Raw genomic sequence first — 25,682 nt, forward strand, 5'->3', positions numbered from 1 at the left:
CTCACGCATCACAGCTGCTTCGATCAAGTCTGTCACAGAGCGGTACCCCTCGGCATTGCCTGCGGCGAGGAACGCGGCTCGTACCTGGTCCGCGTCGGCCTGGCTGAAGTACGGGGTGAATGACGCAGGCTTGTTCTTGCTCACTCCGGATCCACTCCCCCGCCATCGTCCTCGGGCTGTCCACCTCGAGCTATCTCTGCCCGGGCCCGCTCGTAGGCGGCGGCGATGTAGGCTGGCTGGCCCGAGCAACCCGTGACGGTGATCGCCATCAGGAACAAGGCACTGAGAGCCGTGAAGGCTCGTGTGGTGATCATGGGTGTCACTTCCTAGGTGTTGACCGGGGTTAGGTGCGAGGCGAGGGGTGACCGACGGTTGCCGGCCACCCCGATGTCTGTCAGAACGGCGGTTCGGTCTCGGAGCCGTTGCCCCATCCGCCCGCGCCGCCGGCACTGCCGGCACGAGCCGCTGCGGGGGCTCCCCACGGGTCATCCGCGGGCTGCTGCTGAACCCGCTGGCCCTGGTTACCCGGCTGCGCCCCTCCCTGGAACCCTCCCCCGCCCTGGGCGTTACCTCCACTGGCGCCGTTGTTGCCGGATCCGCCGCGCTGGGCGCGGGTGACTTTCGCTGAGGCGTAGCGCAGGCTCGGCCCGACCTCATCGACCTCGAGCTCCATCACGGTGCGCTTCTCGCCTTCCTTCGTGTCGAAGGTGCGGGACTTCAGCCGGCCCTGGGCGATGACGCGGGTTCCCTTGGTCAGGGTCTCGGCGACGTTCTCGGCCGACTCGCGCCAGACGTTGCAGCGCATGAACAGGGTTTCGCCGTCCTTCCAGTCATTGGACTGCCGGTCGAAGGTGCGTGGGGTACTCGCGATGGTGAAGTTCGCGACCGCTGCCCCGCTGGGGGTGAAGCGGAGTTCGGGATCCGAGGTGAGGTTCCCGATGACGGTGATGACGGTTTCTCCGGCCATGATGCTCGACTGCCTTTCGTGTGGGGTGCTGGTGTTGTCGTTGATGAGTGAATGAGTATTTGAGTATTAAGTGTCTAGGGTCCGTTGGGGGTCTTAGCGCGCCAGATTCCGAGCGCCCCGCCGAGGAGGAGCGCACCTTGGGCGGCGTAGATCAGGGCGTCGGGACCGGCGAGGAGGGTTCCGCGGGTGATGGCCAGGACTGCGGCCACCGTGAGGAGGCCGGCACCGGCGATGCCGATGAGCCAGACCAGGATGACGAAACCGTCAACATGCTTCCTCGAGGTGGTGGGCGTGGCCATGGTGCTCACCTATCTTCCGCGCTGGTCGAGGTGTTGGCGTCGAGGGCGATGACCTGGTTGATCTTGGTGGGGTTCAGGCCGGACCAATGGTCCTCGCTGCCGTCCTTCTCGTACACGACGACAGGTGCCTGGCTGTAGCCGAGCTCCTCGGTGATGTAGGCGAGGGCCTGGTCGTTGGTGGTGATGTCCACGGTGTTGAACTGGACGCCTGCGGCATCGAACAGTTCCTTTGTCTTCTTGCACCCGAAGCACCCGGTGGGCTTCTCGAAGATGGTGATGGTCATGGCGCTCAGTCCTTGGTTACGTGTGGGTTTTAGTGAGAGTCAACTGCTGTGCTGCTGGTACTAATTCTACCGTTTATTCATCTGAAAAAACAGCATTTCTGCCGCATGAATCCGACTAACTTTGATTTTGGTTCTCGTCCGCTCGGCCGATTATTTCCAGCTGGGACCAGCTCTCGCACACTTCTCCGGCTACTTCGTGAAAGTACCGGTGGTCGCGCAACTCGGGGTGGACTTCGGTGTAGCGGCGGACGTCCTCGGCGCATATGTCGTCCTTGTCGCTGACGGGCTGGATCCAGTCGTTCTCCTTGGGGTTCTCTTGCAGCCAGATGAGTATTGCGTCTTCGTCGACGGCCACTCGGACGTAATTGGCCTGGGTGACAATCCGGTTCATGGAGAACAGCACTTCGGGCATCAGCGCTTGCCTGCTTTCGAGGTAGTGGGATGAGGCGGAGGGCCGGGCCGCACCCCGCCCGCTGGGGCGGGGTGCGGTTGCTGGGCGATTACCGAACGGTGTCGCGTCCCTGCATCCATCCGAAGAATGGCTTGCGGTAGCGGCTGGGAAGCTCGGCCGCCGCCGCGGGCAGGTCCTCCGGGCCGTCTGCCTGACCGAACTTCCAGAACCCGAACACCGATTCGGTGATTGCTTCGTGGCAGGCGGTCTGGGACCGGAACCAGAAGGTCTCGGTGTCGCCCTCGAGGTACTGGCCGTACCCGAACAGCTCCCCTGCGTCGTCCTTGCACTTGGCGACCGCGAGGATGATGTACGGCCACGATCCGGCATCCCATCCTTCGGAACCCCAGTTCGGCAGGACAATCCACGCCGTACCGGTGAGGGTTTCCATCCAGTCATACCCGTCCCCGCTGCGATCGTCGGCGGGCAGGGCGGGTACGGATACCGCTTCGGCGGTGTCCTTAGTGGTGGTGTTCTCGGTCATGGTGTTGCTCCTTCGTTGCGGTGGTGGAGTCGAGGCCCTGTAGTGACCAGCAGCGGACCCTTTCCCCGTTGTTTTTTGCCTGCTGGCGAGCTCGCTCGCTCGTCCCCGACGGAGCAGTGCTCAACGCCGTAGGTGCGAGGGTGCACCGATTTTGGGAGGAAATAAGCGATGCAGGAGCGCCGGACAGGATCGGTGTGCCCGATGCCGGCGGAGCCGGTTGACGCTGTGGAGCGGGGGCGCATAATCCGAAGGACAGCAGCAAAAAAGACCCGGACGGGGTGCGACGAAGGAGCAGCCTGGCCGGTGACAGGCCGCAGCGAAGCGCAGGACCGCCTAGGGCTTGAGAACGCTCGGTAGGCTCGGTTCATGGACGAAAAGCGTCAGGGAGAAGAGTGGAATGCTGGCGATCGCATCAGGTACGTACATCCTGAGCAACATCAACTAGTCGAGGGCGAGATTAGGGCCAGATCGTGGTCCCGTGAAAGGGGCAAGCCTATCTATCTCTTTACGGTAGTGGCCGACGGCGAAAGGGATGAGTACGTCATCCCGCCAAGCCGCGTTCAGCCGGTGACGTCAGATTCCCTTCCAGATGCTCTGCAAGCGTCGCCTCGTAAGGCGGAACCTGAATTCACGCCAGCCGAGGGCGAGTACCCAATAGCACCTCCCAAGGACACCGGGTTTGGACCGCTCGATTCTGATAATTGGAAAGAGTGGAACAAGGGTAGACGTGAGTGGGAGGCGCAGCAGGGCGACGCTACTGAAAAACCTGAGCGCTAGATGTCCTAAGCCCTACGAGAGGGCTGGTGCTTCAGGCTCGGTGCCGGCGATCAGGGTCGGATGATCGGTTCGTTCCATCCGGGGTCAAGGAAGGCCATGATCAGCTCGACAGGTTGAGCGTGGCCGGGGCTCAGTTGAGCCAGTCAGGAGGGCCGGCGAGGCCGAGTCGGTAGCGCGCCGCATCCACGGAGGGGCTATGAGGCCCGAGGGCCAGCTGGAAGGTCCGCAACTGCAAGCGGGTGCGCTGCAACCGGAGGCGATTTGCGAGCGAACGGTCACCGCGGCCGGGCACCCCGGCAAGGGGAGCCACGGACGGGGAGATGACCAGCGCTCCGGCGCTAGCGATGCCGCTGTAGAAGATCCGCTCGGCCCGGTTCAGCCCGTCCGGGGCGGACAGGAAGGTAAGGAGTTCGGCGGGGACGGGTTCCAGGTCAGGCTCGAGCGCGCGCAGCGCCTCATCGAGTTCCCCGCGGCTGACCGGAAGGTCCTCGGCCCCAAGGGTCCGGGCGCTACGGGACCAGTCGGCGACATAGGTGTCGGCCCAGTTGCGTCCGAACTGTGGGGCCAGGTCGTGGCCGACGGCCTCGTGGGCCCCGAGGAAAGCGTCGGTGAAAGCCAGGTGCACCCAGCGCAGCAGTGCGGGGTCGGAGGCGGAGTAGGCGCGCCCGTCGTCGGTGGTGCCGTTGACCCGCCCGTGCATGCGGCGGACCCGCGACGAGTCCCGCTCGGCGAGCTCAGTGGAGCCGAAGGTGGTGATCGTGAGCCAGCGCGCGGTCCCAGCGAGGCGTGCCCAGGGGTCACTGCGGTAGGAGGAGTGCCGTGCAACCCCGGCCATCGCTAACGGGTGAGCGCCTTGGCCGAGGAGGGCCGCGACGCCTCCGACCAAAGTCGAAAGGCCACCATGAACCTGCCAGACGACGCCGTCGGGCTCAAACAATCCTGGGCCCTCCCCGACCAAGGCGATGTCGCGCACCCAGTCAGGTGCCCCCGTGGGATCACCGGAAACCCGAGCACGGAACGCGCTGCGGACGCGGTCAGCAAGGTCGGCAGGGCGCGGGATCGAGCTCACAGGCATGATGCTCCAACGACGGTAGGTCGGGTACGACGGACACCCGGACAGGAATCTACTACGAAGCGTAGAACACGGTCCTGACACGGCGCTGAATACGGTGACACCCAGATACCAGCGCGCCTTCGCAGTCAGCGCTGACCATATTGCGCATTGGTTAGGCTCAGACCATGGGGGAACACACGAGGGAATTGCCAAAGGCACCCTTCAGGGTCGCAACGACGACGCTGTTCGTGACAGCGCTGCCCCTCCTGATTTCGCTCCTGCTATCAGGGTCGTACGTGTGGAAGTCCATCTCGGGCTCCGAGATCACGACGGCACAGGTAACGGGGAACCTGCTGATCTTCATCGCCGGGGTCGCTGGCAGCCTGACGTACATCTTGCTTCTCGCGGGCGACGACCGTCCGGGAAGCACGGTCGCTCTCGATCGCAACGGTCGTGCTCCTGATAGCTTGCACTGCGCCGACGGTGCTCAGCATCGGCGCAGGATTCGTCGACGAGTGGTGCGAGTCCCAGCCCGGAGGCCGCGGCTTGTCAGGGCCGGTTAGCCTCGAGGACATCCCGAAGTCCTGCCAGTAGCTTCCACTCCGCCCCAGCAACGAAATCGTGACGAGCAGGGCGCAGTGGTCGCCCTCGGCCGAGAACGCCCCCCATAGTCAAAACAGGGTTGGTGCTTTGGGGTCGATGCCGGTCAGTAGCGGGCGGATGATCGATTCGTTCCATCCGTGCTCGAGGAGGGCCGTGCGCAGCTCGACGGACTGGGCGCGGAACTGGGCGCGTCCGACACCGCGCCATCGGAAGGTCGATGCGTTCGCGTGGCGGCCCTTCTGGGACCGGTCGAGCATGTTCAGCGCCTGTGTACCGGGTAGCAGGTGCGTGTCTGTCCCGGTGCTGGCGTGGACGCACAGTGGGACGTCGCAGACATGCATGAGCGCGATGCCGGGGTGCAGTGTCTCTCCGGTGAGGTGTTCGTAGGCGTAGCGTTGTGGCCGCAGGGCGCGTTGCTCGCCGTCTCTGGTGACCCAGAACCGCCCGTAGCCGTCGTCAGCGACGGCTCCGGTCCAGATCCAGCAGTCATGCGGCCGCGGGCCCCTCACGACTTTCTCCCAGAACCGGTCAGCCTCTCCCCTGCGCGTTCTCATCCCCAGCTACCTTTGCCGGGACGTCATCGGACGCGCGCCGGCCGGCGCACGATCGGGCGGCGGCCCTCCATCCGCACTACGCCGGCGACGACGAGGACGCCTGCACCAGCGATCATGAGCTGTCCCCACCATGGCGCGCCGGCCGCGGTCGCGACGAACCACGCTGAGAAGAACCACAAGCCGACAGCCAACGCTCCAGCGACCTGGCTGCGGACCCGCCGCGAGATCGGCAGCAGCAGCAGCGGCAGGCGGAGGATGGCGCGGACTAACCGGTAGCTGTACCGGATGCTCGAGGTGAGCAACCAGCGGATGATTCTGATCATCGTGCTCTCCTGGTCGCCGGTGGGTCTTGCCGGGTGATTTCAGCTTCGATGGCCGTGAGCCTGGTGGCGCGGTATGGATGGGTTCGCAAGGGAAGCCGTAGGCGTCGGTGGTGTATGGGTTCTGGGGTATCCCGTTCCCATGCTGCAAACAGGGCTTGAGCACTCAACAGGTTGCCGTGCTGGCGTGCAGCGAAACGATCCGCCCGTAACTCGCTTGTGCGGCTGTTCGCTCGAAAGATGAAGTACGCGGCAGAGGCAAGAATCGCACCACACCCCATCGTTACCCCTCCAGGAGTCATATCAGCGTTGGAGGTGTCCGCAGTGGCGGCCGCAATGAGTCCAGCGAATAGCAGGAGTGCTGCGAATCCCAGCCCGGCGAGGTACTGCCTGCGTTTCTGCGTCCACCACGACTCGTCGGCAAGGTGGCCCAACTCATGTATCACTAGAGACTCGAGGACGTCGGAAGGCAGTTCGCGCAGAGCGGCCTCGGTGATCTTGATTGTTGGCACTCCACGGATCACCTGATAGTGGGCGTTCGCCCTGGGTGCGCCCGGCTTATCTACCGTGGGGGCAAGCTCGACTGCCGGTGATGGAAGACCTGCTTGTGCCGCAGCTCGCTGCACGAGGGCGCGAGCATCCTGTAGGAGGCTTTTTACTCCGATGAGTTGTCGGTCTTGAGGTGTCATCACTTGCTCCTATCGGTCAGCGGATGCTGTCGAACTAGCGATGTTGAGGTAGCGGTATACCGTCGCGCGGCTTGCGCCGATGATCTTCCCGATGTCGGCTGGGGCGAGGCCCTGCGCTTTGAGGTCCCTCGCGCGCTTCACCTTCGCGTGGTCGGTTGTCACTTCGCGTCTGCCGGCCTTGCGCCCATGCTCAGCCGCCGCGGCCATGCCGGCCCTGGTCCGCTCCGCGAGCTGGTCGCGCTCGAGCTGTGCGAAGGCGGACATCACGGTGAGCATGGCGCGCCCCATGGGACCTGTGGTGCTGATGCCTTCGGTGACGCTGCGAAAGTGCACTCCCCTGCGCTCGAGGTCATCGATCAGGGCCAGCAGGTTGCGGGTATTGCGACCCAACCGGTCCAGCTTCCACACAACCACCTCATCTCCGCTCCGAAGATGATCGAAAAGTTTGTCGAGTTCCGGCCGGTTAGCCGTCGTTCCACTCACTCCCTGATCAGTGAAAATCCGAGTGCAGCCCGCCGCAGTTAGCGCTGCGTGCTGCAGATCCGCGTTTTGCTCCAGCGTGCTAACCCTGGCGTACCCGATACTTCCCATTCCGACGCTCCGACCGCTCAACAAAGGTTGATTTCTCCTTTGATGAGAATACTCCACGTAAGACACATTGCTGAGATTAATTAGCGGCTCCAGTTCCGCGCCGATGCTCGACATGCCCGAGACCGCAGGGAGCACTCTCATCAGTCCGGTCAAAGGATCCTTTGCTTGGACTGCGTATCAGCAGCCGGAAGCTCTCCATGGCGTACGCATATGGCACCCTTCCGTCCACTTTTCACCGTTCGGGTCAAACGGCCATCGCCGCTGCCGTGCTGGCGGGCACGAGAACTACAGCTGCAAGGTGAGCGCCGAAGGACCCTTTAACGGATGCGTAAGGAAGTGGCAGGCCACGGCAGCCACACTGCTCCTTGACGGCCGCTGAAGTTCGGCGATACTAAGCGGATGGGAGCATGGGGAGTAGGTATTTTCAGCAATGATGACGCGGCTGACGCCAAAAAAGCCTTCGGAGACCTAATCAGGGGAGGCCTCACTGCTAGTGAAGCGACTGACATAATCTTGGAGGAGTACTGTTTTGGCGACCCTCATGATGTGGACAACAACCCAGTTTGGCTCGGCCTAGCAGCAACACAACATCGGCTGGGGCATATCGTTCCGTCAGTTATCGCAAGAGCCATTGAAATAACTCAGTCACAGGACGAGCTTGATCGCTGGAGTGACGATGACAGGAAAGCTCGGCAAAGGGCTCTCGAGAAACTTAGGCTCAATCTTCTTGAGTCTCCATCGGAGCCTCGCAAGTACAAGCCGGTCAAGCGCCGGGAAACTGCGCTTCCCATCGGAAGCCACTACCTGTTCATCGACCAGTCAACAGAATCCCAACTCCTCCTCCGCGTACTTGGGCGATACATTGACGGCAAAGGTAGCTATCCGGTCTTCGGCGTACTCGACTGGGACGGAAGTGAGCACGTCCTCGAAGCCCCGCAGTACGCGGAACAGCTCCGACATCAGAAACCGCTTCTCGAACACCGTCCCTTCGTAACGGCGTCAACAATTCGGGAGGAGGTGGACAAGGACCATCTCAAACCGCTCCCAGGAACCTACCCTCGCAATCAGATAACCGTGACCAAAACTGGCGGCTACTCCTTGGTCAGCTGGTCCGGACTAGTCGATCATGTGAAGAAGGAACGTTCGGTGTTGCCCGCGACGATTCGGTAGACCATCCTCTACGGGCGGGTCGAGAGACACGCTGCCCGTCCTGTGTTCATGGTGAGTGTCGGACCGTAGGGTCAAGATCATGGGGAATGAGTTTGACGATCCAGACAGCCGAGTACCGCACAGTGGCATCCAGATCGTGGATCTGGGCGTCCTAGAAACAGAGGACCTAGATCTTCTTAGGACCGATGATCGACCAGCACGCTCGAACCGACGGAGGCTTCTCGTCGGTGGGACACTGATCGCCTGCGTTTTCGCTGGATTGACGCTCTTGCCGTCGGTGAACGACGAGCCTCCTCCGGATGAGATCGAACCGACTGTGGAGGCAGTAAGTGCCTGCGCCGCGCTGGAAGGAGTAGAGCAGCGGGAAGCTTCCATGGCGGCCGGCGTACAGAGCCCGCCATCCCGAGATGAGCTTCCGCCTGGACACATGATTACCGGTGTGATGACCACGGGGAACACCACCACGTTCCTCGGCGTGGTTCACCCGGATCGAACATTCGAAGTCTGCGAGGAAGCCGCACGCAACGCCCCGTTCACGGTCGACTACCCCACCGAAGCTGAGCTCGGCGAGCTACCTGATGGCATGACCTACGCGTATGACTGGTCTGGCGGGTTCACGGACAATGCAGTGACCTTGCATCTTGAAGGAGTGCGCTCGATTGATGGAACTGTCACGGAAGCGCTGACCCTGCCAGACGGTCGAACGGTCCCAGCCCTCGAATCCCAGTGAGGGATCCTCGCGCGGAACACATCTCGCGGAGGTCACTCGTCCGCCGTCCGCCCGATTGAGGTAACGAACAGTCTCAACTGCTCCAGTTCGTAGCGGCAAAACCGGTAGTCGAACGTTGAGGATGGAATGCGATTCTGAAGCTCACTGAGAGCGCTCAGGACGGTGGTTCTGTTGCTCTTCGTTGTGGGTGCTCCCTCCAAGCCGGCACAGTGGTCGATGAATTCGACGACAGCGAAGCTGTAGTCAGCGTCTGCAGGGGTCAGCTTCAAGCTGCTCATCAGCTCGTCATCCACAAATTTCGGGTGCACGATCGCTGTTTCTAGGGCTTCGAGGTGGAAGTAGAAGGGGCGCAACAGGTCGGACGTGCGTTGCGCTTTGCTCGAGAACCTCATGACCGATTCCACCATGCAGACGAACTTCTCAGATCATTCACGCAGCGCGGAACTCGCGTATCAGCGTCGGACACAATGAAGTGTGCCCACTACCGAGAAAACCCGATCGCGATTGTTGACCGCGCAGCGAGAGCAAACCCTGGTGCGCCTCGACCGGGTATCGCGTCCCGGTCAGCGCGTGGACGGCTTCGTTGTCGCGGTGGGTCGAAAGTGGGCTTTGTTCGCGCAAACCATGGACGGAGGGTTCTTCGACGGCTATGCAGCGGTCCGTCTGAGCGAGATCGCGCGCGTGCGACCCGACCAGAGCTTTGAGCAGAAGTTCTCCAGGACCCAGCCGGAATGGCCTCCCGCTCCTCCACCCGGTCGGCCTACACCGGACCTCGATTCGACCTCAGCCATGCTCCTCTCCTTCCTTGCCCCTGGTGTCATGTTCTCCATCGAACGGAACAAGAAATACGACGCCGTATGGATCGGGGTTCCGGCCGAGCTAACGCGCCGACATCTCTACCTTTGGGAGGTCCGGCCGGACGCCACCTGGCACGACGCACCACTTGGTTACCCGCCAAAGAGCATCACGATCGTCAGGACCGGAGATCACTACCTCCAAGGACTGGCGTCGATTGCCGAAACCGGTCCAGCGAAGGAGTTCAAGTACCCCAAAGCTCTACACTGAATCGAGCGCTCACGCTAGCGAAGACGCTTCGCGCAGATATGCCCGGTAAGGGATCCCTTCATGGGACGGGAGAGACTGCTTCCGTTCATTGAGCAGCCGAGCTAACGACCGTTCCCTCTGAAGCGGGCAGTCGGTGCTGGCACCTCTAATTTGCTAGGAGCGGCTTGTTCTTCCGATGGTTCGGCCGAGTCGCCACTTTGTGCCATCCGCCTCGATGATGAGATTTCGAACAACGCCGCGCCTTAACAGGCTCCGCCGCTCACTGATGCGGCCTCCTCCCTCGAGATACACAAGCATCGCTAGACACAGCTCCCGCAAAGCTTTCTCTCGGTACTCCTCGGCTTCGTCCTCATCGTCTTCCTCATCGAAGACCATCATTTGTACGTTTAGCTCGGGAACGTAGCCAATCATGAAGGAACCACCGTCGGCGCCGATGATGACCGAGCGTCCCGCACTCGTGCGGCTGTTCACCAGTGAGCCGTAGGGCCAGTCCTCGTGGTCTGGGTTCACATCGGGCGTCACGAGGTGTTCCTTGAATACATCTGGAACGACGCGACCGAGCATAGCTCTCATATCGATGGTCATGACAACAGCTTCGCAAACTGACTCGACAACGGCCGCCTAACCTCCTCCTCAACCCTAAGCTGTGCCGTCCCAATCAGGGATCCTGCAGCGTGCATGCCGAACGGCAGTGGGTGGGGATGATGGTGAGCATGGACAAACAAGAATGCGGCCGTGGGCGGCGGGGTGCTAGGTCAGCGAGAGGTTTCTGGCGATCAGGGGTCTTAGGCGGAGTGGCAACTTTCCTTGGTAATGCCATCGGAATTTCTAGCACGGCCAGTAACCCTGGTAGTTCATCGTTCATGGCCTTCGGCTCCGAGGCCTTTTCCGCTCCAGGTCGAGGGTTGCGGGTGTCTTGGGCTCGCGCGGTCCGGCTCGCTACGGACATCGTGCTACCAGAATCGCCGTGGCCTGAGCACCGAATCGGCGTCATCCTGCAAGGTCCTTGGAAGCACCAGTACATCGCAACTCGTCCGGAGGCAGCGGACTCCTTCGAGGTATTGCTCGCCAAACGCTGGAGTCTTAGGGGCAGAGGTCAGATGATTCGTGCTGTTCCGCGGACAACACTGAAAGAGAGCACCGAACGCGGAGATATTGGCTGGTTACCAGTGGGTATCCACGCGGACGCCATCTCCAGGACTCGCTTCCGCCGGGTCTATGTATCAACGTCGCCGGGTACTGACGCGCGCTGAAGGATCCTTGAGCGGGCGATCCTCAACGGACCTGTCCCGTTGGACAGGTCCGTGCGCTCTCAGTTGCGGTGGAAAACGCTGGCCAACACGGCTCGTGCCCGGTCCAGTTCTCGGTCGTACGCGACGACGTCGAACCTAAAATCGGACGCGTTAGGAATCAAAGCATCATCAGTGATGCCTTCCAACTCATCAATCCATCCCAATCGACGCCACGTCACTACGTCCCGAGTCCGGTCGATCTGCACGCCGAGTATGCCATCAGATATGTCGAAGCAGGCCCCGCAGTAGAGCAACTCAGCGATGACCGGACTCTGCCCTGCGGCAGGACCGCGGAGCTGCTTCAACTGCCGCCGGCCTTCCGCCCTCGATGACCGGGATAAACGCGTCACGAGATCCGCTACCGGTACATCAAAATCCCACTCCGGTTGCTCCCACTCGCGCCACAACATCCTCAGAGGCTGGCCATCGATTACGACGTCCAACCGCTTGCTCTCTCTGCGCCTGGAAAGCCGTGATTCCCCTCCGAACGCCGACGCCACAAACTCCGGATCCTGTTCACGCAAGGTCAAGACGTTCAGCGGAGTCATTTCGGCATCTTAAGCCGTGAGCACCCTTGTAACGCCTGCGTTCATCGTCAAGCGTGATGCACAATAGCCGGATGAGCGGCTACAAGGTTGTCGATACACAGTTCGAGTTACGCCGTGACGTCGTGAACCTAGCCCAGATCGTTCACGCGCCGATCAAGCAACCGACCGGTGAGATGAAGACCTTTATTCTGAGTGCCAACATCAGCCGGCATAAGTCCGAAAAGTGGGGATGGTCGAACGGGTCTGCGTCAGTCCTCGACTCCGACGGTGAAAGTTGGGGTGGAATCGTCAGCGTGAACACTGACGACGTAGTCAGCCTCGTTCCGTCTCCCAAAGACAAGACCGCCGACCACAAGTCGGCACTGGAATCCATCGCAGCAGGCCTTTTCGAACGAGCAATCCGCGTCCTGACACTCGATTGACGCCCCCGTTCGTCCACACCTAGCCGCTACCTGAGGTGTCCGCAGCGGGATCCTCGAGCGGGCACCACTTGTTCGTATCTTCGCCGTCCTCGTCGGAGTCATTGATGTTGCTTCGAACCACGCGTTGCTGGGCTGATCAGTGCGCTTAAGCTAGTTAAACCACACCACGCCTGTCGTAACAGAGAGATCACTGTGACCAGTTCATTGCTGCCGACTACAGCCGGTTCGATAGTCGAGGAATACGATCACGGCCGCGCGGGCAGCGGCTCGTGGGCGACTCTTGCGCCTACCGAGTGGGATCCACGGGCTCGAACCTTCAGCGGCCTTGTGTGGTGCGCGCCCGCCTTCACCGACATCGATACCAACACCCGCAAGGTATGGACGGTGCCGCCGAAGAGACTGCAAAACAACAGAGTTATTCACCTCGGGGGTACGCCTACAGCTACGGGCAAGAAGCCGCTGCGTCGCCTAGGTACGGTCGCTTTACTAAACGGCGTCGTGTACACGTCTTGCGGGATGTGGTTACGGGACGGCATCCCCGAATTCCCCACGTGGATTAATCCAGCGTGGGGTGTTGCCGCGGGAGATGTCGAGCGACGCGGCACGGAATTGGTTACTGGACTTCCCTGACGGATGAGGTCCGGCGAAGTGGTCCTTAAGCCCATCCCCCATTGGATACATCTATCTAAGTAGTTCAACGACTGTCGAAGCGGTTAGTGTCAGCCCATGCCGAGATACATACAGCACCCTTCCCTTGTCACCTACTGTGTTGAAGGGGCCCTGGAGCCGATACCCGAGGCTGCGAGATCATCGACGGCGCACCCACCACCTAACGGACCTGAACCACCCAGAGCACGTTGCAGGATCCGCAAATGGAGCACCTGTTCGTAGGCTCCGACCATGACTGTCTGGAACTGGAAGTTGTCTTCAACTGGGACAAGTACGGTGAGGCAATGACGGAGAACGAACCAGAGTCCTCGAGGGTGGAGTCGATGCCTGTATTGCGGGCCGACAGGCTGACACTGCACCGCGGATCGCGTGCGATCTACACGGAATTCTCAGTGGAAATTGGCCCAGGCGTCACCGCGATTCTCGGTCCGAACGGTGCTGGTAAGACCACCCTGTTGGAATCCCTCGCGGATCCGACCACGATCGCGGAAGGACGCGTTGAACTGGTTCGTAAGGACATTCGTGCCGATCGGTTCCCACGTAAATACTTCGCCGCCACCGGTTTCCTCCCCCAGAAATGGTCCTCATATCGAGGCTTCTCTGTGCGAGACAGCGTCTCGTACGTCGCGTGGTTGAAGGGCCTGAAATCTGCCAGCGCCCGGGCTGCTGTTGATCGTGTGCTGGTCGAGCTTGATCTTCAGCATCTCGCGAACGAACGAGTACATCGCCTCTCGGGCGGCATGCAGCAGCGGGTCGGTATCGCGGAGGCATTCGTCCACGACCCATCTGTCGTCTTGCTTGACGAGCCGACGGTCGGACTCGATCCGGAACAGCGCCATACGGTTCGCCGTTTCCTGCGAGCTCAAGCCGAAACCCGGACCGTCATCATCTCAACCCACATGACTGACGACGTCGAGACCATCGCCGATCGAGTCCTCGTCATAGGCAACGGGACCGTGGCTTTCGACGGCACGCCGACCGAACTGGCAGCAGCTGGGCTAGGGACGGACAACGCTGCTACCGGGATCGAGGCCGGCTACCTGGCAGTCATTCGCCGCACCAAGGAAGGCGTGCGCTAAGTGGGTGCGATGCGCGCGGTACTGCTCCGAAGTCCCGTCGTCGTCGGCGGAATACTCATCGCCGCGATCACCTTGGCACTCGCTCTGAACCGCCAGACCGTCGGGTTCAACCTGTGGGCTGACCGGGTCAACGGCTTGACCTCAGCCTCGGTGCTCACCGGCGTTGTGGCTGCAGGGGTCGCGGCTGTAGAGGCTAACCGGTGGCAGCACGCGAACCGGTGGAGACTCCGCACGGCGGCTCGTCGACCTTTGGTGGTGCGTTCAGGCCACGCACTCATAGTGCTGGTGCCATTGCTCCTGGGCTACGGATCGGCTGTCGCGATCATCAGCGTCAACGCCCTGCTCACGGGTGCCTACGGCAGCCCGCCAGCGCTGTGGCTTGTGGGCCTGGCGTGCGCACTGTTGCTGTCCGGGACCCTTGGCTATGTGGCGGGAGCGACTCTTCCGTACCGGTGGTACGTCGGCCCAGCTGTCGGCTTGGCCTTCTACATCACGTACGTCATCATCCTGATCCTGAGACCGCCCTACGGGGTGCTTTCGCTGTTCCCGGTCAGCACGACCTATTTCACCGTGTTCAACAGAGTTATCACACCCGTTGCGGTGTCCCAGATCGTTTTCTTCGTTGCCGCCTCAACCTTATTGTTCCTTCTCGTGGGTCTCCGTCGGCAGAAATCAGCCGCGACCCTGTCGGGGCTTATCGTCCTCTCAGTGGCCATGGTGGGCGCTGGCGCGACGATAATCGCAACGAATGGCCAGGTGACCGCGGTAGAGAACCCCAGGGACTTCTCCTGCACAGGAACCGACCCCGTACTGTGCCTGAACACCGGATACTCCAATGCTGGCCAAGCACTGCACAGCGAGTTCCAGCGGTTCAATCAACTCACGGCTGGAACACCGTTAGCCGCGTCCCGGCTTGAGCAGAACATCCAGGGCATCGGTGATAACCCGTCCGACGGTTCCCGCAGCGTGTACCTCGAGCGGTGGTCCAGTCAGAGTGACCTGTCCTTCTCCGTGTTCCTCTATCTGCGGGAGTACGGGGCTTTACCCGAATGCCAGGACTCGAATGGCGCGTTCGTTGTCGAGCAGGTCAACAGTTGGCTTGCTGGGTTCTACGAGAGCACCGCAGGGTCAGACGACAACGAGATCTCTCGGGGTCTCGCGCAGATTCCTGACGCCGACCGTGCGGCATGGTTCCAACAGAACTACCAGGCCTACGCCTCGTGCACCCTCACTGGCGCGGACGTGCCATGACCGGCTTGTTGCTGTTCGCTCGCCTGCGACGATGGCGAGCCAATTTGATCGTCGCCGTGTGCAGCGCTCTGATCATCCTGCTGGCAGGGCCGATTCGTTACTCGCTCAACCCCAGTGATGGATACCTCATAGCGGTCGTCTCTCAGGCTCCCCTGCTGAGCGCTGTCCTGCTCCAAGCGTCATCACTGTCCCCGCTACAGGCCCAGGAACGGCATGCAACGAGGTCGCTACGCCATCTCCGAGCGTTCAATTACGTCGTCCTCACCGTCCTGGCCGCGCTCATACTGGGCTTGTCTGCATCACTGCTCACCAGCTTCGCGGGGACAGACCAGGACGCGTCCGTTGATTCACTCGCGGTAGTGCGAAACCTCTGTGCCCTTACCGGCGCAGGGTTCATCGGCGCGAGCCTGTTCGGCCCTTCACTGGGGTGGGCTCTTCCTACCGCGTGGACGATCCTCCCCTACATCATGCTCACCCAGACCTCCAACGACAACGAAGTACTCACACTGGTCACTCAGCCCGACAACTCGTTTCCAGCGTTCGCAACAGCTGTCATCGTCTGGATAATTGGCTTGGTTCTGGTCACCGCGTCAAGAAACGGTGTTCCAGAGCTACCAGAAGCAGTCAGTCGCCTCGTGAATACTGCGCGGCGCAGAACATTCGGGCACTGATGCCTGCGCGGATCTGACACACAAAACGACGTAGATCTAACAACCGTTTGAACACACCCCGCACAAAACGGACCGCACTTCCCACATGCCCGGTCGAGGATCCTGGTGTGGGACACCCAGCTTGCATGGCGGCTAGTCTTCTTCGGCCTCTGTCGCATAGACCTTCGGCAGATCCTTGAGCGCTTTGAAGCCAAGAAACACTCCAAGGATCCCCACGATAAAAACGAACACAGCGATGATCACATGATCGGTTGTGGGTTCCAGTAGGACCAGGATTGGAATAGTTACTGCTACTGCTGCGCACGCGATGATCTGCAGGAGATAGTAGATCCTTGACCGGCCCTCCGCAGGATGGATCCACGGCTTCATTGCGTAGTCTCCTGTCCCTCATCCAGTGCTCCCACCAGCAGAGCTTAGTGCGCCAAGGCATCGGCTAACGGGCAGCGCATCCTGGTCTAGATGTTCGACTCTGGTTCTTCCATGTGGCGCATCATGAGCGCTTGGAAGTCTCGATCGAACCCGTGCTGCTCGTAACGGGCAGTCTTCTGGTTCCAGTGATCCTTCTCAAGCTGCGGCAGGAACGCAGTCAGTGCGAGGCGGATCTAGAGGCCGCGGCTGCGGCCCGTGTGCTCGGCCAGGGCGTCGATCCGTTGGATGATGTCTGGCGGAAGTCGCACGGAGACGACCTGCCCGGACGGGTGCGGGTGCTGTCTGCTAGTAGCCACGTAGGCCTCCCCTTGTCAGCGGTAAATAAGGTTTACAACCGCCGTCACGCCAACCCTCTACAGCTTCTGAAGTACCGAGCTCTCGGAACATTTGCTCTACGAGCTCGAGCGCAGGTTCCATGTCCTCGCGAGTAACTCGCCGGACCTGTAAATCGTCCATTCGCCTGAGTATGCCAGCGGCTACCGGGGCGAGGTCGATGCGCCGGCCGCCAGGTGTCGCTATTGCGCGGGCTGTACCCAACGCAAGGCTCAAGACGCCGGCTGGATGTCGAATGGTGACGGGAGCGGAGGTAACTGCTATTGCTCGAAGTGCGTTCTGGGCGCCGCTTCGCTGACTGAGACGACGACGGCTTCGGCGACAGCATGGAGCTTGACGTTGCGGATACTCGAAGCCTTCCGGAGGACCTCCATCGCCTCGTCCTGACTGCCCCTGTTCTGCGCCATGATGATGCCTGCGGCGAGGTCGATGGTTGTTCGGGAACGCAGCGCTGCGGTCAGGTTCTCCTGGGCGTCGTCGAGCCGGGCGATACGCACCGCCAGCCGCAGGGTCGCCGACGTCGTCCTCGCGAATGTCTCCGCGTCCTCGATTGCTTCGGTGGTGAACGCGTTCATCGATAAGGAGTACAGGTTCAGCGCGCTTTTCGCGTCCCCTGCCAGCGGGATCGGAACTGCCAAGATGGATCGGACCCCGGTTTCCGCGATCGCCTGCAGGTAGTCCGGCCACCGGTCGTCCCCGGCCATGTCCCTCACGTGATTGGTGCGGCCGTTGCGGGCTGCGTCGAGGCACGGGCCGTCACCGAGCCGGTACTGCAACTCATCGATGCTCCGCGCCAGGTCATCACTGCTGGCTACTGTTTCGGTCTTCCGCGGGCGCAGCAGTGTGATTCCGCAGTGGATGTCGTGACCATCGCTCGAGAACTGATCGGCTGCGTGCCGTGCCAGCGTGGAGAGGAAAGCCTGCACATCAGGGCTGTCCAGGACCAAGTTCTGCAACAAGTCAGGACTGTCACCAAGGGCACTGGACGGTGCAGTTGGACTCTCAGGAGCACCCAAACTCGTCGGCCTCGCTGCGGTGAAGTCGACGCTAGGGTCATCGTCGTGGGTGCGGGCATTCGGACCCATGTTGCCGCTCATCATGCTCCAACCAGCAGATGACCTACGCTGGCTCTTCGTGACTAAGAGTGCCGAGCGCGCGCGAAAAATCCTCGCGCCGCCCGCTGCTTAAGCGACATGATCAGCATAAACCGACCAAATCCCAGCTCGGCAGCCGCCCTGAAGGAGCCCAACGCTGAACCCGACGCGGAACCCGAGCGTGCCTCGGGCTGATACCTAACGAGTGAGGAGGGACGGCGTGATGAGTAAGCCAGGAACGAAGATCCCCGAGCTCTGCCCACACTGCGGCGGGATCATTCGGATCCGCGAACCACGCAAACGCACCATCGCCGGTCAGAAGGTGTGGGCATGTACGCAGCAATGCATCACCTGGGACGCCCGCTAAGACCTGTGGCTTGAGGGTAACCAGAGGTGACCCGGAACTTCGGTAGGCGTTACGAGGCGCAGACTGACGGTAGGCAACAGAAGATCTTGGACGTGTCCGCGTTCTTTCGTTGAGTACATCGAGGCGCGTGCGCGGACATGGGGTTCTTCGTTCGGAGTCAAGAAGCCGGCTCCGAACGAAATCTATCTCCGGCGCTCTGCCCGTCCAGCGTCCTGTGGTCCCGACGCCGACCTACAGTGGCCTGATGAGCCAGTCGCCCGATCACATCGACACGACAACTCTGTTCGACCTGGCCCACACCCACGACGACGTCCAGGACTTCCTCGACCAACTCGTCGTCCTCTCCGCGCGGAACATGGCCCCCGCAAACGTCGTCTGCGCTATCAGCTACCAGGACTGGAACACAACAACCACCCTGGTCAGCACCGACCCCACGGTCGACGTCATGAACGAACGTCAACACGACAACGGCGCAGGCCCAGGTCTTTCCTCGATGAAGACCGGCACCGTCACCGTCGTCGACGACACCACCACCGAACCCAGGTGGCCGGCCTACCTCCAGTCCGTCGCCGACTACGGGTGCCGGTCGATGATGAGCGTCCCCTTACTGCTGACGGACTACAGCCGCGCGAGCATCAACTGCTACGCCACGGACCCCAGCGTCTTCACGCCCGAGCGGCAGACCATCGCCCGGAACTTCGCCGCCACTGCCGCGAGTGCCCTCGCCCTCGTCCTGCGGTTGAGCTCGGGCAGCAACCCTCATCATGATCTGCTGGTCGCGGTCGCCACCCGACCCCCGATCAACGTGGCCGTGGGAATCATCATGGGGCAGAACAGGTGCACCCAGGACGAAGCGTTCGAGATCCTCCGCTCCGCGTCGAACAACCAGAACATCAAGGTGCGCGTCCTCGCCCAACAGATCATCGACAGAGCTGTAGCCGCCCCCGCCAATCACTAACGACGGAGCGACGGCCGACGAGCAACGAGCAACGAGCAACGAGCAACGAGCACCGTGCACCGTGCAGGTGAAGTATCGCGCCACCGCGCCATGTGCTTTCGTCGCTCAGAACTCAGAGCTCAGAGATCGGAGATCGGAGTTCAGGCTGACTGCAGTGTTGATCGGAGGCGGGCGATACCGTCGCGGATCCGCGTTTTGGCGGTGGAAATTGGGATCCCGAGATGGGCGGCGACGTCGTTGTAGGTGAGGCCGTCGTAGTAGGCCAGGTAGATGGCTTCGCGTTGCAGCGAGGACAGGTTTTTCAGGCAGTCGCGGACCTCCTCGGTGTCCTCTCGGGTGAGGACAGTCTCGCTGACCTGGTCGTAATCTACGGACTGGTTTTTGATGCCCCAGCGGAGGTCCCTGACCCGGTGGTTCTCTTCCGCCCGGACCTTATCGACGGCCTTGCGGTGAGCGATGGTGAGCAGCCATGACATTCCCGTGCCCAGGCTCGGGTTGTAGCGGGCGGTGCCACCCTGCCAGATGGTCAGGAACACGTCCTGCACTGTTTCGGCGCTCATCTGCTCATCCCAAATGATTCTTCGCACCAACCCGTACACGCGGGAGGAGCAACGCCGATACAGCTCATCGAACGCGTCCTGATCCTGATCCGCGACACCGGTGAGGAGCTCACCGACGGTGAGCTCCTGGTCCCGGCGGAGTGACCGAGCGTCGGAAGGACTACTGGAGAGCACTAAGCACCTACTGGTATGAGACCGAGAAGTACATGTCCGGGCGACCATAAAACCACGCCGCCCTGCTGTGAGCCTAACCCGCACCGGCGCACTGCTCAGCAGCCTGCCGAAGAGCACCGTCGCTGGGCCTGCATGCCTCGAACACGTGATTCCACCCTCAGGTCCAGCCTCTTGCGAGGAGCTCTCGCGGCGCTCAGGAAGCGTAAGCAGATCGACGTCGAAGGCCGCGAGAACCACCGATGACCTCGCTGCTTCTGGGTCATCTGGGTTTGCTTTTACGGCGTTCGTTACTACTCTGTGACACCTCTGGGGTCTAGAGGAAGGCCTCAGGCAGCTCCAGGACAGGAACGACGATGACCACGACGTTGCACTCTGCCCAGATTGACCGATATGACCCGAGCCTCACTTCCACACCAGCGGACACGCCCGTGAACATGTCGGCGGACACACTTATCGGCGGGCCGGTGGATATGACGGCGGTCGCCGTTCAAGGCGCCGCTGCTCAGCTCGATGACCTACTGACCGTGAACGATTGCGCCGGGCTCACGACCCGTGAGCTCCGTGTACTGGCGAACCGGACTTTCGCATTGCTGGACGCCAGGAATCCGCCTGCTGGCGTCGCAGCCCGTCACGCGATCATCACTGAGGAACTTGACGCCAGGGCAGAAGAAGCTGCGCGCAAAGCAGCCACATCCACGGCCAAGGGAACATTCCGGGATAACCCGCTGTACTGCCGGTTCGAACTGTTCGTGGACGGGTCTCTCGCCGCGTACATGAAGTACGTGGCGAGCGGTGATCATGTTGTGCTCGTCGAGGGAATCGAACAGCCCGGATTCGAGGGTCAGAGCTATGACGTGACCCTGATGCGGCACGTTGTGCTCAACGCTCATAAGCGACGGCTGGGTTTGGTGCCGCAGTGCGAGATGGCAATCGATTTCCTGACCGAGAACCCGCACTACCGCGCACTGATCACACATCGCAGCGTCGCGCCCACTCATTGACGACCAGATCCAACGATGGCGAGACTCAGTGAGGGCTAGCCCCCACTGGGCTGCGTCTTGTGACGACTGCGTGTGTCGATAGTTGCAAGAAGAGCATCGGCAAGGCCGATTTTTCGACATGGGCTGAAGATCGGTCGAGGGTCACGAGCCCTTGGTGGTCGCTGTTGATTGTGACTGTTGGGTTGGCGTTGACTTTTCGGATCTCGCCGTCGACCTAGTACGGCATGGGTTCCAGGGCGACGCGCTGGAACGAATTGGGCACAAAGATCACCTGACCACGAGGGATATGTGTAGGACTTAGCCAGCGTCTTTGGCGGAAGGTAACTCAATCGTGAGCTTTTCCGGCCCGTCACCGTTGAGTGGGTCGATTTCGCTGAGCGTCATGAGTGCCGGTTCCTCGACGTCGTGAACGAGTTCGATGACTTCCTCGGGTTCGAGATCGGCCACCTCAGCGATCACTTCAGGGGGTGTGCCGTGCTCGAGGGCGACGACGACTGCTTCCTTCAGGTTCAGGTCCGCGTGATCGAGTTCGAACGCGGCTACTTCCTTGTCCGCAGCAGCGACGGCGATCCTATGGAGATCCTCTGTGGACATGGCGCCTGAACCCTCTTCTGTTGGATGATCCGGATCTGCTGACCGGTCGTGATGAAGCCGCCCCCGCGGGTTCCTTTTCTATGTCTACCTCAGCTGGTCGGCTGAGGACAGTAGCCGTGCCCCTGCGACCGTCATTGAACTGAGACGGCACTTTAGCTGGTATGCGATCGACACCTGGGTGAACTGGTGACGCTACCTTGCGGCATTCCGGCGGTGCATCCTCTGCTGCAGAGCTTGTGCCACTGCGGTTCACACGGCGGACCTCCCCTTCGAGCGCAATTTCTCGTCGGCGTATAGTCAGCCAATAATCCAGGAGCAGAAGTTACACTTGAGTCTTATTGATTGTCTTCCTGAGATAACCCGGATTCTCAGCGGTGTTTCAAAGAGCACGGACATCACCTCTTCCCGGTCATACCGATCGATCAGGGGTTTTCATGACTCAGGACAGTCAGCAGCAAAGCACAACCCGCGCCGCCAAAGCTGCGGACTTCACAGCAGATGATCTGTGGTTGCACTACTTCAGTGTCGGCGGGATCCTCGACCCTCTTGAACTCGACGCCTATTTCCACGGCCTGTACCCCCTCGAAGTGAGCGAACGGAACATGGTCGCCCTGGCTCTCAACGAGCTCATAGACAACCTCCCTCGACGCCTCCGAGCGGACGTCGAAAACCTTCCGATCCTCAAGGGACGGCCTTTGTCCGACGACATCTTCGATCAGTAGCATCAATCAGCGCTGACCGCCTGCGGCAGGTGAATTCCACGCGAGACATATAACGGCGGATTTACGCACGGACTGCGCCGGCACTATGAGCTGGCTCGCAGTACGATTCGGTGTTCGAAGTTAACTTCTTCTGGGGATCCCACATGTCATCAGCTTTCGACCACCACTCTGCACAGCCTTCGCCGTACCCACCACAACGTCCGCGGCCTACAGCAGGGGTCTCCACGTGGATCGTCAGCGCGATCGTTCTTCTGTTTCTGATCCTGGGTGCAGTTGCTGGCGGATTCGCCGGCATGCTCGTGATGCTGGCGCTCTTCCTGCTCGGTACCGGTCTCTACACGCTGATCTTCGGGCGCCCATCATGGCTGCGACTACCTGGAAGGAAGTGGGGCGGTGTGGCCCTGGGAGTCGGTTTCGCTCTCCTCATCGTGGGCGGCCTACTGCTTCCTCCGTCGCTGAGCGTTGAGGAGACATCAGTAGCACAGCCGACCCCCACTGTGACTGCCACAGCCTCTCCGAGCGCCACGGCCACTGCTGCACCGTCAGCGACCCCCTCTGCTACCCCGACCGCCACGCGCACACCGACTCCCACACCGACTCCCGCGCCGACTCCCACGCCTTCAGAGACCGCCATCCCGGCCCCTGAGCTCGTCGCTGCCGGATCGATCACCAGCTGCGCGGAAGCCGCAGCCAGGGGCATCTACAACATGCCTGCGGGCTCGCCCGCATACTCGGCCAAGTTCGACCCTGACAAAGATGGCGTGGCGTGCGAGAACGCTGACGTCAAATATGACCCGGCGCTTCTCGGTGATTTCCCCGATACGGCAGCACCAGCTCCTGCAGATCCGCCGGTCGCTCCTGTGCCAGCACCGGAACCTGTACCGGCACCTGTGCCGGCCGCCCCAGCACCGGCTCCGCCTGCACCTGAACCGGTCGCCCCGGCTCCTGTTGCTCCTTACGCGAACTGCGATGCGGTGCGTGCCGCAGGAGCAACGCCAATTTACGAAGGTCAACCCGGGTGGCAGTCACGGCTTGATGGAAACGACAACGACGGCATTGGCTGCGAGAACTGACCGATAGCGGCGAAACGAACGGACCGTTGTTCGGACATCGAGACTGATAACTTTTAGGTGTGCCTGTCCCTCAGCTATAGGAGGGGCAGGCACACCTTTTGTTGCGCCTCTCAGCGATAGCCCGTTGATTGTCGGCGTGGTCTCGTACTGTCCGGGGGTGGGCCAGAACAAGCGCTACGCCGGCTTCTACGCGAAGCAGTTGGATGCGCGGATTGAGGAGTTCGTGATGCGGGAGGAGCTGATCATGCTCACCGCGGCCGAGCTCGACGTGGAGAACTGCCGGCCGAAGGACTTCCCTGAACCGCGGCGGGTGTATGCGTGGGTTCGCTACCCCTCCAAAGCCATCAGGGTGCAGGCTCATGCCGTCTCCTACACAAGGACCGCGGTGAAGATCCGGTTCATCGAACCCCTCATCAAGATCCACCGCGAGGGCTGGGTGTGGCTCAGCGCAGTCACACCGATTCAGTCGGCGCCGGAACGAAACTGACGGGACGGTCTGGGACAATTCACGGATGCCCGAACCTGACGATTTCCAGCTGCATGCGTGGGTGGACGAAAGCATGCGCGTTCCACCCACGGAGCGGGGCATGTATCTGTTGGGAGCTGTCATCGCGGACCCTTCCGACTGTGGATCCAAGCGGGAGCAGCTGACGGCAGTGCTGCCAAGAGGTGCGCGGAAGCTCCACTGGTCGGACATGGAGGACCGGGAAAAGAAGCAGGTGACCGGGCTGGTCACAGGGTTCGATGTGGCACACATGGTGGTGATCGGCACGCCGCTGAACCTGAAGAAGCAGGAGAAGGCTCGTGCGAAGTGCATGGAGCGGCTGCTATGGGAGCTTGGCGAGATGCAGGTATCGAATGTCTTTTTGGAGCATCGAACACCGTCGCTGAACAAGCGAGACATGCGTTTGGTGGACCAGCTGCGTGGTCGCAGAGCAATGCCGGCGACCTTGCGAGTGGATATAGCCCTGCCCTCTGTCGAACCGATGCTATGGATCCCGGATCAGATGCTCGGGGCGGTGGGAGACGCAGAGGCAGGCCACGATGAGACGTGGCTGAATCTCTATGACGGAGCAGTGCAGCGAATCGACATCGAGGTGTAGGAAGCGCGAAGGCCAGGTCCCGCTAATCACGGGGGTCCTGGCCTTTACTTCTCAACCCACCCAGCAGGAGGGGAGCTATACCAAGTAAAGCGTTGCAAGTGCCACGTGTCCACTCAAGGAGACTCGGCGCGGTCCGATTAGGCCCAAGGCGTAGTCGTCATTTCTTCCCACGGTGCCAGCGGCGATGTGGAGGCTACGGTGTCAAAAAGAAGGAGACGGAAGCTGCACCACCAGCTTCCGTCTCCGTACTGCTGTTCTTGCGTTTCCCCGCAACGAGGAAATCTAGAGGGCCCGGTTCTTCTCTTCGGTGAGAGTCCGTCGGCCTGGGCGGAGGGCTCCCGGTGCGACCGGTTCCCACTTCCTGCCCTGGTTGTGCTTACGCTGCAGGCGCTTCACCTCACGCATCACAGCTGCTTCAATCAAGTCTGTCACAGAGCGATATCCCTCGGCATTGCCTGCTGCGAGGAACGCCGCGCGGACCTGGTCCGCGTCGGCCTGGCTGAAGTACGGGGTGAACGACGCCGGCTTGTTCTTGCTCACTCCCGCTCCACTCCCCCAACCTCTTCCCCGATCTGTCCCTCGACCTGTTCCCCTCGAGCTAGTTCTGCCCGGGCTCGATCGTAGGCGGCGGCGATGTACTGCTCGAGCTTGGTCCGTTCGATGCGCCACTGCCCGCGGCCGCCGACCTGGATGGCCGGTAGCTCACCTGTTTTGATGAGCCCCATCACCGTCGTGCGTTGCACGTTCAGCTCCTCGCCCGCCTGCTGCAGAGTCAGGAACCGCAACGGCTGCGGCCGCTCGACAGAACCCGTTCCGTCGCTCATGGCGGCGGCTACCGGTAGCCCTGGCCGGCGATGGCGTTCTGTGCTTCTGCGAGCTCGACGCCGAGCTGCCTGGCAAGGCCGGCCGCACGGGTTAGATGATCGGTTGCTGTGGCGACTGACTGAACGGGGTCACCGCCCTGCCACTCGTAGACGTCGTGGGTGTCCAGGGACTTTCCGAGGCCGGCCGCGAGCTGGGCGAGGGCCTGCGAGAGCAGCCACTCGACGCCTTTGAGGCTCCCGAGCACCTTGTAGGCGACCGGGGCCGGGATGGAATGTCCGGGCAAGCTGTGGTGGCAGATCGTGCGCAGCTCCTCGTAGATCGCGTCAGCCGACGACACGATCACGGGGGTCGGTTCCTCCTCGTCCGCCAGTCTGAACTCGTCAAAGTCTTCGGTCATGGTGTGATCCTTCCAGAGGCGGTCTTCGTGGGTGCAGGTCTGCTAGTAAGTGAGGGTCGATGATCAGGGGGTGATCGACGGT

Annotated in this window: 39 protein-coding genes and 1 pseudogene; 15 read left to right on the plus strand and 25 right to left on the minus strand. The window is 61.5% G+C overall.

Annotated elements, in window-relative coordinates; all coding sequences use genetic code 11:
* The 7 genes from AC4D12_RS15795 to AC4D12_RS15825 all read right to left on the minus strand — a co-directional run.
* On the minus strand, positions 1-144 hold a 144-nt coding region (locus AC4D12_RS15795), incomplete at its 3' end, for a ParB family protein (protein WP_490951023.1).
* A complete protein-coding gene (locus tag AC4D12_RS15800) occupies positions 141-314 on the minus strand; it encodes a hypothetical protein (protein ID WP_490950909.1) in 174 nt (57 codons plus the stop codon). The genes AC4D12_RS15795 and AC4D12_RS15800, both read right to left, overlap by 4 nt.
* 80 nt (positions 315-394) lie before the next feature.
* Entirely contained in the window at positions 395-967 is a 573-nt protein-coding gene (locus AC4D12_RS15805) for a single-stranded DNA-binding protein (protein ID WP_490950910.1), read from the minus strand.
* Positions 968-1,041: 74 nt separating this feature from the next.
* Positions 1,042-1,266 carry a hypothetical protein gene (locus tag AC4D12_RS15810; RefSeq protein WP_490950911.1) on the minus strand — a complete coding sequence of 75 codons (225 nt, stop codon included), beginning with the start codon at positions 1,264-1,266 and terminating at the stop codon, positions 1,042-1,044.
* A 5-nt stretch (positions 1,267-1,271) separates the two neighbouring features.
* Positions 1,272-1,550 (minus strand): glutaredoxin family protein, encoded by a 279-nt coding sequence (locus AC4D12_RS15815; RefSeq protein ID WP_490950912.1) that lies wholly within the window; start codon positions 1,548-1,550, stop codon positions 1,272-1,274.
* Between the two features lie 115 nt (positions 1,551-1,665).
* Entirely contained in the window at positions 1,666-1,962 is a 297-nt protein-coding gene (locus AC4D12_RS15820) for a hypothetical protein (RefSeq protein WP_490950913.1), read from the minus strand.
* Between the two features lie 88 nt (positions 1,963-2,050).
* On the minus strand, positions 2,051-2,485 hold the full coding sequence (locus AC4D12_RS15825; protein WP_490950914.1) for a hypothetical protein: 435 nt from the start codon (positions 2,483-2,485) through the stop codon (positions 2,051-2,053).
* Positions 2,486-2,851: 366 nt separating this feature from the next.
* Between AC4D12_RS15825 and AC4D12_RS15830 the strand changes: the two genes are divergently transcribed.
* Positions 2,852-3,262, plus strand: a complete 411-nt coding sequence (locus tag AC4D12_RS15830; protein WP_490950915.1) for a hypothetical protein — start codon at positions 2,852-2,854, stop codon at positions 3,260-3,262.
* Between the two features lie 130 nt (positions 3,263-3,392).
* On the opposite strand, the gene AC4D12_RS15835 is transcribed toward AC4D12_RS15830, so the two are convergent.
* The 6 genes from AC4D12_RS15835 to AC4D12_RS15860 form a co-directional block, all read right to left on the minus strand.
* Positions 3,393-4,337 (minus strand): oxygenase MpaB family protein, encoded by a 945-nt coding sequence (locus AC4D12_RS15835; RefSeq protein ID WP_490950916.1) that lies wholly within the window; start codon positions 4,335-4,337, stop codon positions 3,393-3,395.
* Between the two features lie 157 nt (positions 4,338-4,494).
* Entirely contained in the window at positions 4,495-4,710 is a 216-nt protein-coding gene (locus AC4D12_RS15840) for a hypothetical protein (RefSeq protein ID WP_490950917.1), read from the minus strand.
* Positions 4,711-4,987: 277 nt separating this feature from the next.
* On the minus strand, positions 4,988-5,473 hold the full coding sequence (locus AC4D12_RS15845) for a hypothetical protein (protein WP_490950918.1): 486 nt from the start codon (positions 5,471-5,473) through the stop codon (positions 4,988-4,990).
* Positions 5,474-5,496: 23 nt separating this feature from the next.
* Entirely contained in the window at positions 5,497-5,796 is a 300-nt protein-coding gene (locus AC4D12_RS15850) for a hypothetical protein (RefSeq protein WP_490950919.1), read from the minus strand.
* Positions 5,793-6,482: a M48 family metalloprotease gene (locus tag AC4D12_RS15855; RefSeq protein WP_490950920.1), complete on the minus strand. Its 690-nt coding sequence runs from the start codon at positions 6,480-6,482 to the stop codon at positions 5,793-5,795. Before AC4D12_RS15855 ends, AC4D12_RS15850 begins: the two co-directional genes overlap by 4 nt.
* A gap of 9 nt (positions 6,483-6,491) precedes the next feature.
* On the minus strand, positions 6,492-7,226 hold the full coding sequence (locus tag AC4D12_RS15860; protein ID WP_490950921.1) for a recombinase family protein: 735 nt from the start codon (positions 7,224-7,226) through the stop codon (positions 6,492-6,494).
* Positions 7,227-7,472: 246 nt separating this feature from the next.
* Here AC4D12_RS15860 and AC4D12_RS15865 point away from each other — a divergent pair, with 246 nt between their 5' ends.
* Positions 7,473-8,243: a hypothetical protein gene (locus tag AC4D12_RS15865; protein ID WP_490950922.1), complete on the plus strand. Its 771-nt coding sequence runs from the start codon at positions 7,473-7,475 to the stop codon at positions 8,241-8,243.
* 79 nt (positions 8,244-8,322) lie between these two features.
* Positions 8,323-8,973, plus strand: coding sequence for a hypothetical protein (locus AC4D12_RS15870; RefSeq protein WP_490950923.1), 651 nt, complete (start codon positions 8,323-8,325; stop codon positions 8,971-8,973).
* Positions 8,974-9,005: 32 nt separating this feature from the next.
* Here AC4D12_RS15870 and AC4D12_RS15875 read toward each other — a convergent pair whose 3' ends face one another.
* Entirely contained in the window at positions 9,006-9,365 is a 360-nt protein-coding gene (locus AC4D12_RS15875; protein ID WP_490950924.1) for a hypothetical protein, read from the minus strand.
* 82 nt (positions 9,366-9,447) lie between these two features.
* Between AC4D12_RS15875 and AC4D12_RS15880 the strand changes: the two genes are divergently transcribed.
* Positions 9,448-10,038, plus strand: coding sequence for a hypothetical protein (locus tag AC4D12_RS15880; RefSeq protein WP_490950925.1), 591 nt, complete (start codon positions 9,448-9,450; stop codon positions 10,036-10,038).
* A gap of 153 nt (positions 10,039-10,191) precedes the next feature.
* Here AC4D12_RS15880 and AC4D12_RS15885 read toward each other — a convergent pair whose 3' ends face one another.
* Positions 10,192-10,623 carry a hypothetical protein gene (locus tag AC4D12_RS15885; protein ID WP_490950926.1) on the minus strand — a complete coding sequence of 144 codons (432 nt, stop codon included), beginning with the start codon at positions 10,621-10,623 and terminating at the stop codon, positions 10,192-10,194.
* Between the two features lie 727 nt (positions 10,624-11,350).
* Positions 11,351-11,878: a hypothetical protein gene (locus AC4D12_RS15890; protein WP_490950927.1), complete on the minus strand. Its 528-nt coding sequence runs from the start codon at positions 11,876-11,878 to the stop codon at positions 11,351-11,353.
* Positions 11,879-11,949: 71 nt separating this feature from the next.
* On the opposite strand from AC4D12_RS15890, the gene AC4D12_RS15895 reads away from it, so the two are divergent.
* From AC4D12_RS15895 to AC4D12_RS15910, 4 genes are all read left to right on the plus strand, one after another.
* Positions 11,950-12,300 carry a hypothetical protein gene (locus AC4D12_RS15895; RefSeq protein ID WP_490950928.1) on the plus strand — a complete coding sequence of 117 codons (351 nt, stop codon included), beginning with the start codon at positions 11,950-11,952 and terminating at the stop codon, positions 12,298-12,300.
* A gap of 872 nt (positions 12,301-13,172) precedes the next feature.
* Complete coding sequence (locus AC4D12_RS15900; RefSeq protein ID WP_490950929.1) at positions 13,173-14,048, plus strand: ATP-binding cassette domain-containing protein; 876 nt, start codon at positions 13,173-13,175, stop codon at positions 14,046-14,048.
* Positions 14,049-15,299 carry a hypothetical protein gene (locus AC4D12_RS15905; RefSeq protein ID WP_490950930.1) on the plus strand — a complete coding sequence of 417 codons (1,251 nt, stop codon included), beginning with the start codon at positions 14,049-14,051 and terminating at the stop codon, positions 15,297-15,299.
* On the plus strand, positions 15,296-15,970 hold the full coding sequence (locus AC4D12_RS15910) for a hypothetical protein (RefSeq protein WP_490950931.1): 675 nt from the start codon (positions 15,296-15,298) through the stop codon (positions 15,968-15,970). The genes AC4D12_RS15905 and AC4D12_RS15910 overlap by 4 nt, the downstream gene beginning before the upstream one ends.
* Positions 15,971-16,102: 132 nt before the next feature.
* On the opposite strand, the gene AC4D12_RS15915 is transcribed toward AC4D12_RS15910, so the two are convergent.
* The 3 genes from AC4D12_RS15915 to AC4D12_RS15925 all read right to left on the minus strand — a co-directional run bounded on the left by AC4D12_RS15915 (position 16,103) and on the right by AC4D12_RS15925 (position 17,832).
* Positions 16,103-16,339 carry a hypothetical protein gene (locus tag AC4D12_RS15915; protein WP_490950932.1) on the minus strand — a complete coding sequence of 79 codons (237 nt, stop codon included), beginning with the start codon at positions 16,337-16,339 and terminating at the stop codon, positions 16,103-16,105.
* Positions 16,340-16,572: 233 nt separating this feature from the next.
* Complete coding sequence (locus tag AC4D12_RS15920) at positions 16,573-16,695, minus strand: ribbon-helix-helix protein, CopG family (protein WP_490950933.1); 123 nt, start codon at positions 16,693-16,695, stop codon at positions 16,573-16,575.
* Positions 16,696-16,992: 297 nt separating this feature from the next.
* Positions 16,993-17,832: an ANTAR domain-containing protein gene (locus AC4D12_RS15925; protein WP_490950934.1), complete on the minus strand. Its 840-nt coding sequence runs from the start codon at positions 17,830-17,832 to the stop codon at positions 16,993-16,995.
* Between the two features lie 605 nt (positions 17,833-18,437).
* Between AC4D12_RS15925 and AC4D12_RS15930 the strand changes: the two genes are divergently transcribed.
* Positions 18,438-19,151 (plus strand): ANTAR domain-containing protein, encoded by a 714-nt coding sequence (locus AC4D12_RS15930; RefSeq protein ID WP_490950935.1) that lies wholly within the window; start codon positions 18,438-18,440, stop codon positions 19,149-19,151.
* 140 nt (positions 19,152-19,291) lie between these two features.
* On the opposite strand, the gene sigK is transcribed toward AC4D12_RS15930, so the two are convergent.
* Positions 19,292-19,933 (minus strand): ECF RNA polymerase sigma factor SigK, encoded by a 642-nt coding sequence (gene sigK, locus AC4D12_RS15935; protein ID WP_490951024.1) that lies wholly within the window; start codon positions 19,931-19,933, stop codon positions 19,292-19,294.
* A 305-nt stretch (positions 19,934-20,238) separates the two neighbouring features.
* Here sigK and AC4D12_RS15940 point away from each other — a divergent pair, with 305 nt between their 5' ends.
* A complete protein-coding gene (locus tag AC4D12_RS15940; RefSeq protein WP_490950936.1) occupies positions 20,239-20,886 on the plus strand; it encodes a GNAT family N-acetyltransferase in 648 nt (215 codons plus the stop codon).
* 297 nt (positions 20,887-21,183) lie between these two features.
* Here AC4D12_RS15940 and AC4D12_RS15945 read toward each other — a convergent pair whose 3' ends face one another.
* Positions 21,184-21,480 (minus strand): hypothetical protein, encoded by a 297-nt coding sequence (locus AC4D12_RS15945; RefSeq protein ID WP_490950937.1) that lies wholly within the window; start codon positions 21,478-21,480, stop codon positions 21,184-21,186.
* A gap of 434 nt (positions 21,481-21,914) precedes the next feature.
* Between AC4D12_RS15945 and AC4D12_RS15950 the strand changes: the two genes are divergently transcribed.
* Both AC4D12_RS15950 and AC4D12_RS15955 read left to right on the plus strand, forming a co-directional pair.
* Positions 21,915-22,202 (plus strand): hypothetical protein, encoded by a 288-nt coding sequence (locus AC4D12_RS15950; protein ID WP_490950938.1) that lies wholly within the window; start codon positions 21,915-21,917, stop codon positions 22,200-22,202.
* A 302-nt stretch (positions 22,203-22,504) separates the two neighbouring features.
* Positions 22,505-22,963 (plus strand): annotated as a pseudogene (locus tag AC4D12_RS15955) (excalibur calcium-binding domain-containing protein); the annotation flags it as partial.
* Positions 22,964-22,985: 22 nt separating this feature from the next.
* On the opposite strand, the gene AC4D12_RS15960 reads toward AC4D12_RS15955, so the two are convergent.
* Positions 22,986-23,231, minus strand: coding sequence for a hypothetical protein (locus AC4D12_RS15960; RefSeq protein WP_490951027.1), 246 nt, complete (start codon positions 23,229-23,231; stop codon positions 22,986-22,988).
* On the opposite strand from AC4D12_RS15960, the gene AC4D12_RS15965 reads away from it, so the two are divergent.
* The 3 genes from AC4D12_RS15965 to AC4D12_RS15975 all read left to right on the plus strand — a co-directional run bounded on the left by AC4D12_RS15965 (position 23,201) and on the right by AC4D12_RS15975 (position 24,378).
* Positions 23,201-23,275, plus strand: a complete 75-nt coding sequence (locus tag AC4D12_RS15965) for an excalibur calcium-binding domain-containing protein (protein WP_490951025.1) — start codon at positions 23,201-23,203, stop codon at positions 23,273-23,275. The two genes, AC4D12_RS15960 and AC4D12_RS15965, sit on opposite strands and share 31 nt — an antisense overlap.
* Positions 23,276-23,432: 157 nt before the next feature.
* The gene (locus AC4D12_RS15970) at positions 23,433-23,762 is read left to right on the plus strand and encodes a hypothetical protein (RefSeq protein ID WP_490950939.1); all 330 of its coding nucleotides are present in this window, start codon (positions 23,433-23,435) and stop codon (positions 23,760-23,762) included.
* A 25-nt stretch (positions 23,763-23,787) separates the two neighbouring features.
* Complete coding sequence (locus AC4D12_RS15975) at positions 23,788-24,378, plus strand: hypothetical protein (RefSeq protein WP_490950940.1); 591 nt, start codon at positions 23,788-23,790, stop codon at positions 24,376-24,378.
* A 282-nt stretch (positions 24,379-24,660) separates the two neighbouring features.
* Here AC4D12_RS15975 and AC4D12_RS15980 read toward each other — a convergent pair whose 3' ends face one another.
* The 3 genes from AC4D12_RS15980 to AC4D12_RS15990 are packed head-to-tail and all read right to left on the minus strand — an operon-like array spanning position 24,661 to position 25,600.
* Complete coding sequence (locus AC4D12_RS15980; protein WP_490950941.1) at positions 24,661-24,918, minus strand: ParB family protein; 258 nt, start codon at positions 24,916-24,918, stop codon at positions 24,661-24,663.
* A complete protein-coding gene (locus AC4D12_RS15985; RefSeq protein ID WP_490950942.1) occupies positions 24,915-25,202 on the minus strand; it encodes a helix-turn-helix domain-containing protein in 288 nt (95 codons plus the stop codon). The genes AC4D12_RS15980 and AC4D12_RS15985 overlap by 4 nt, the downstream gene beginning before the upstream one ends.
* Positions 25,203-25,210: 8 nt before the next feature.
* Positions 25,211-25,600: a hypothetical protein gene (locus tag AC4D12_RS15990; protein WP_490950943.1), complete on the minus strand. Its 390-nt coding sequence runs from the start codon at positions 25,598-25,600 to the stop codon at positions 25,211-25,213.
* Positions 25,601-25,682: the final 82 nt, after the last annotated feature.

This window comes from Arthrobacter sp. TJ-266 (genome assembly GCF_058269115.1).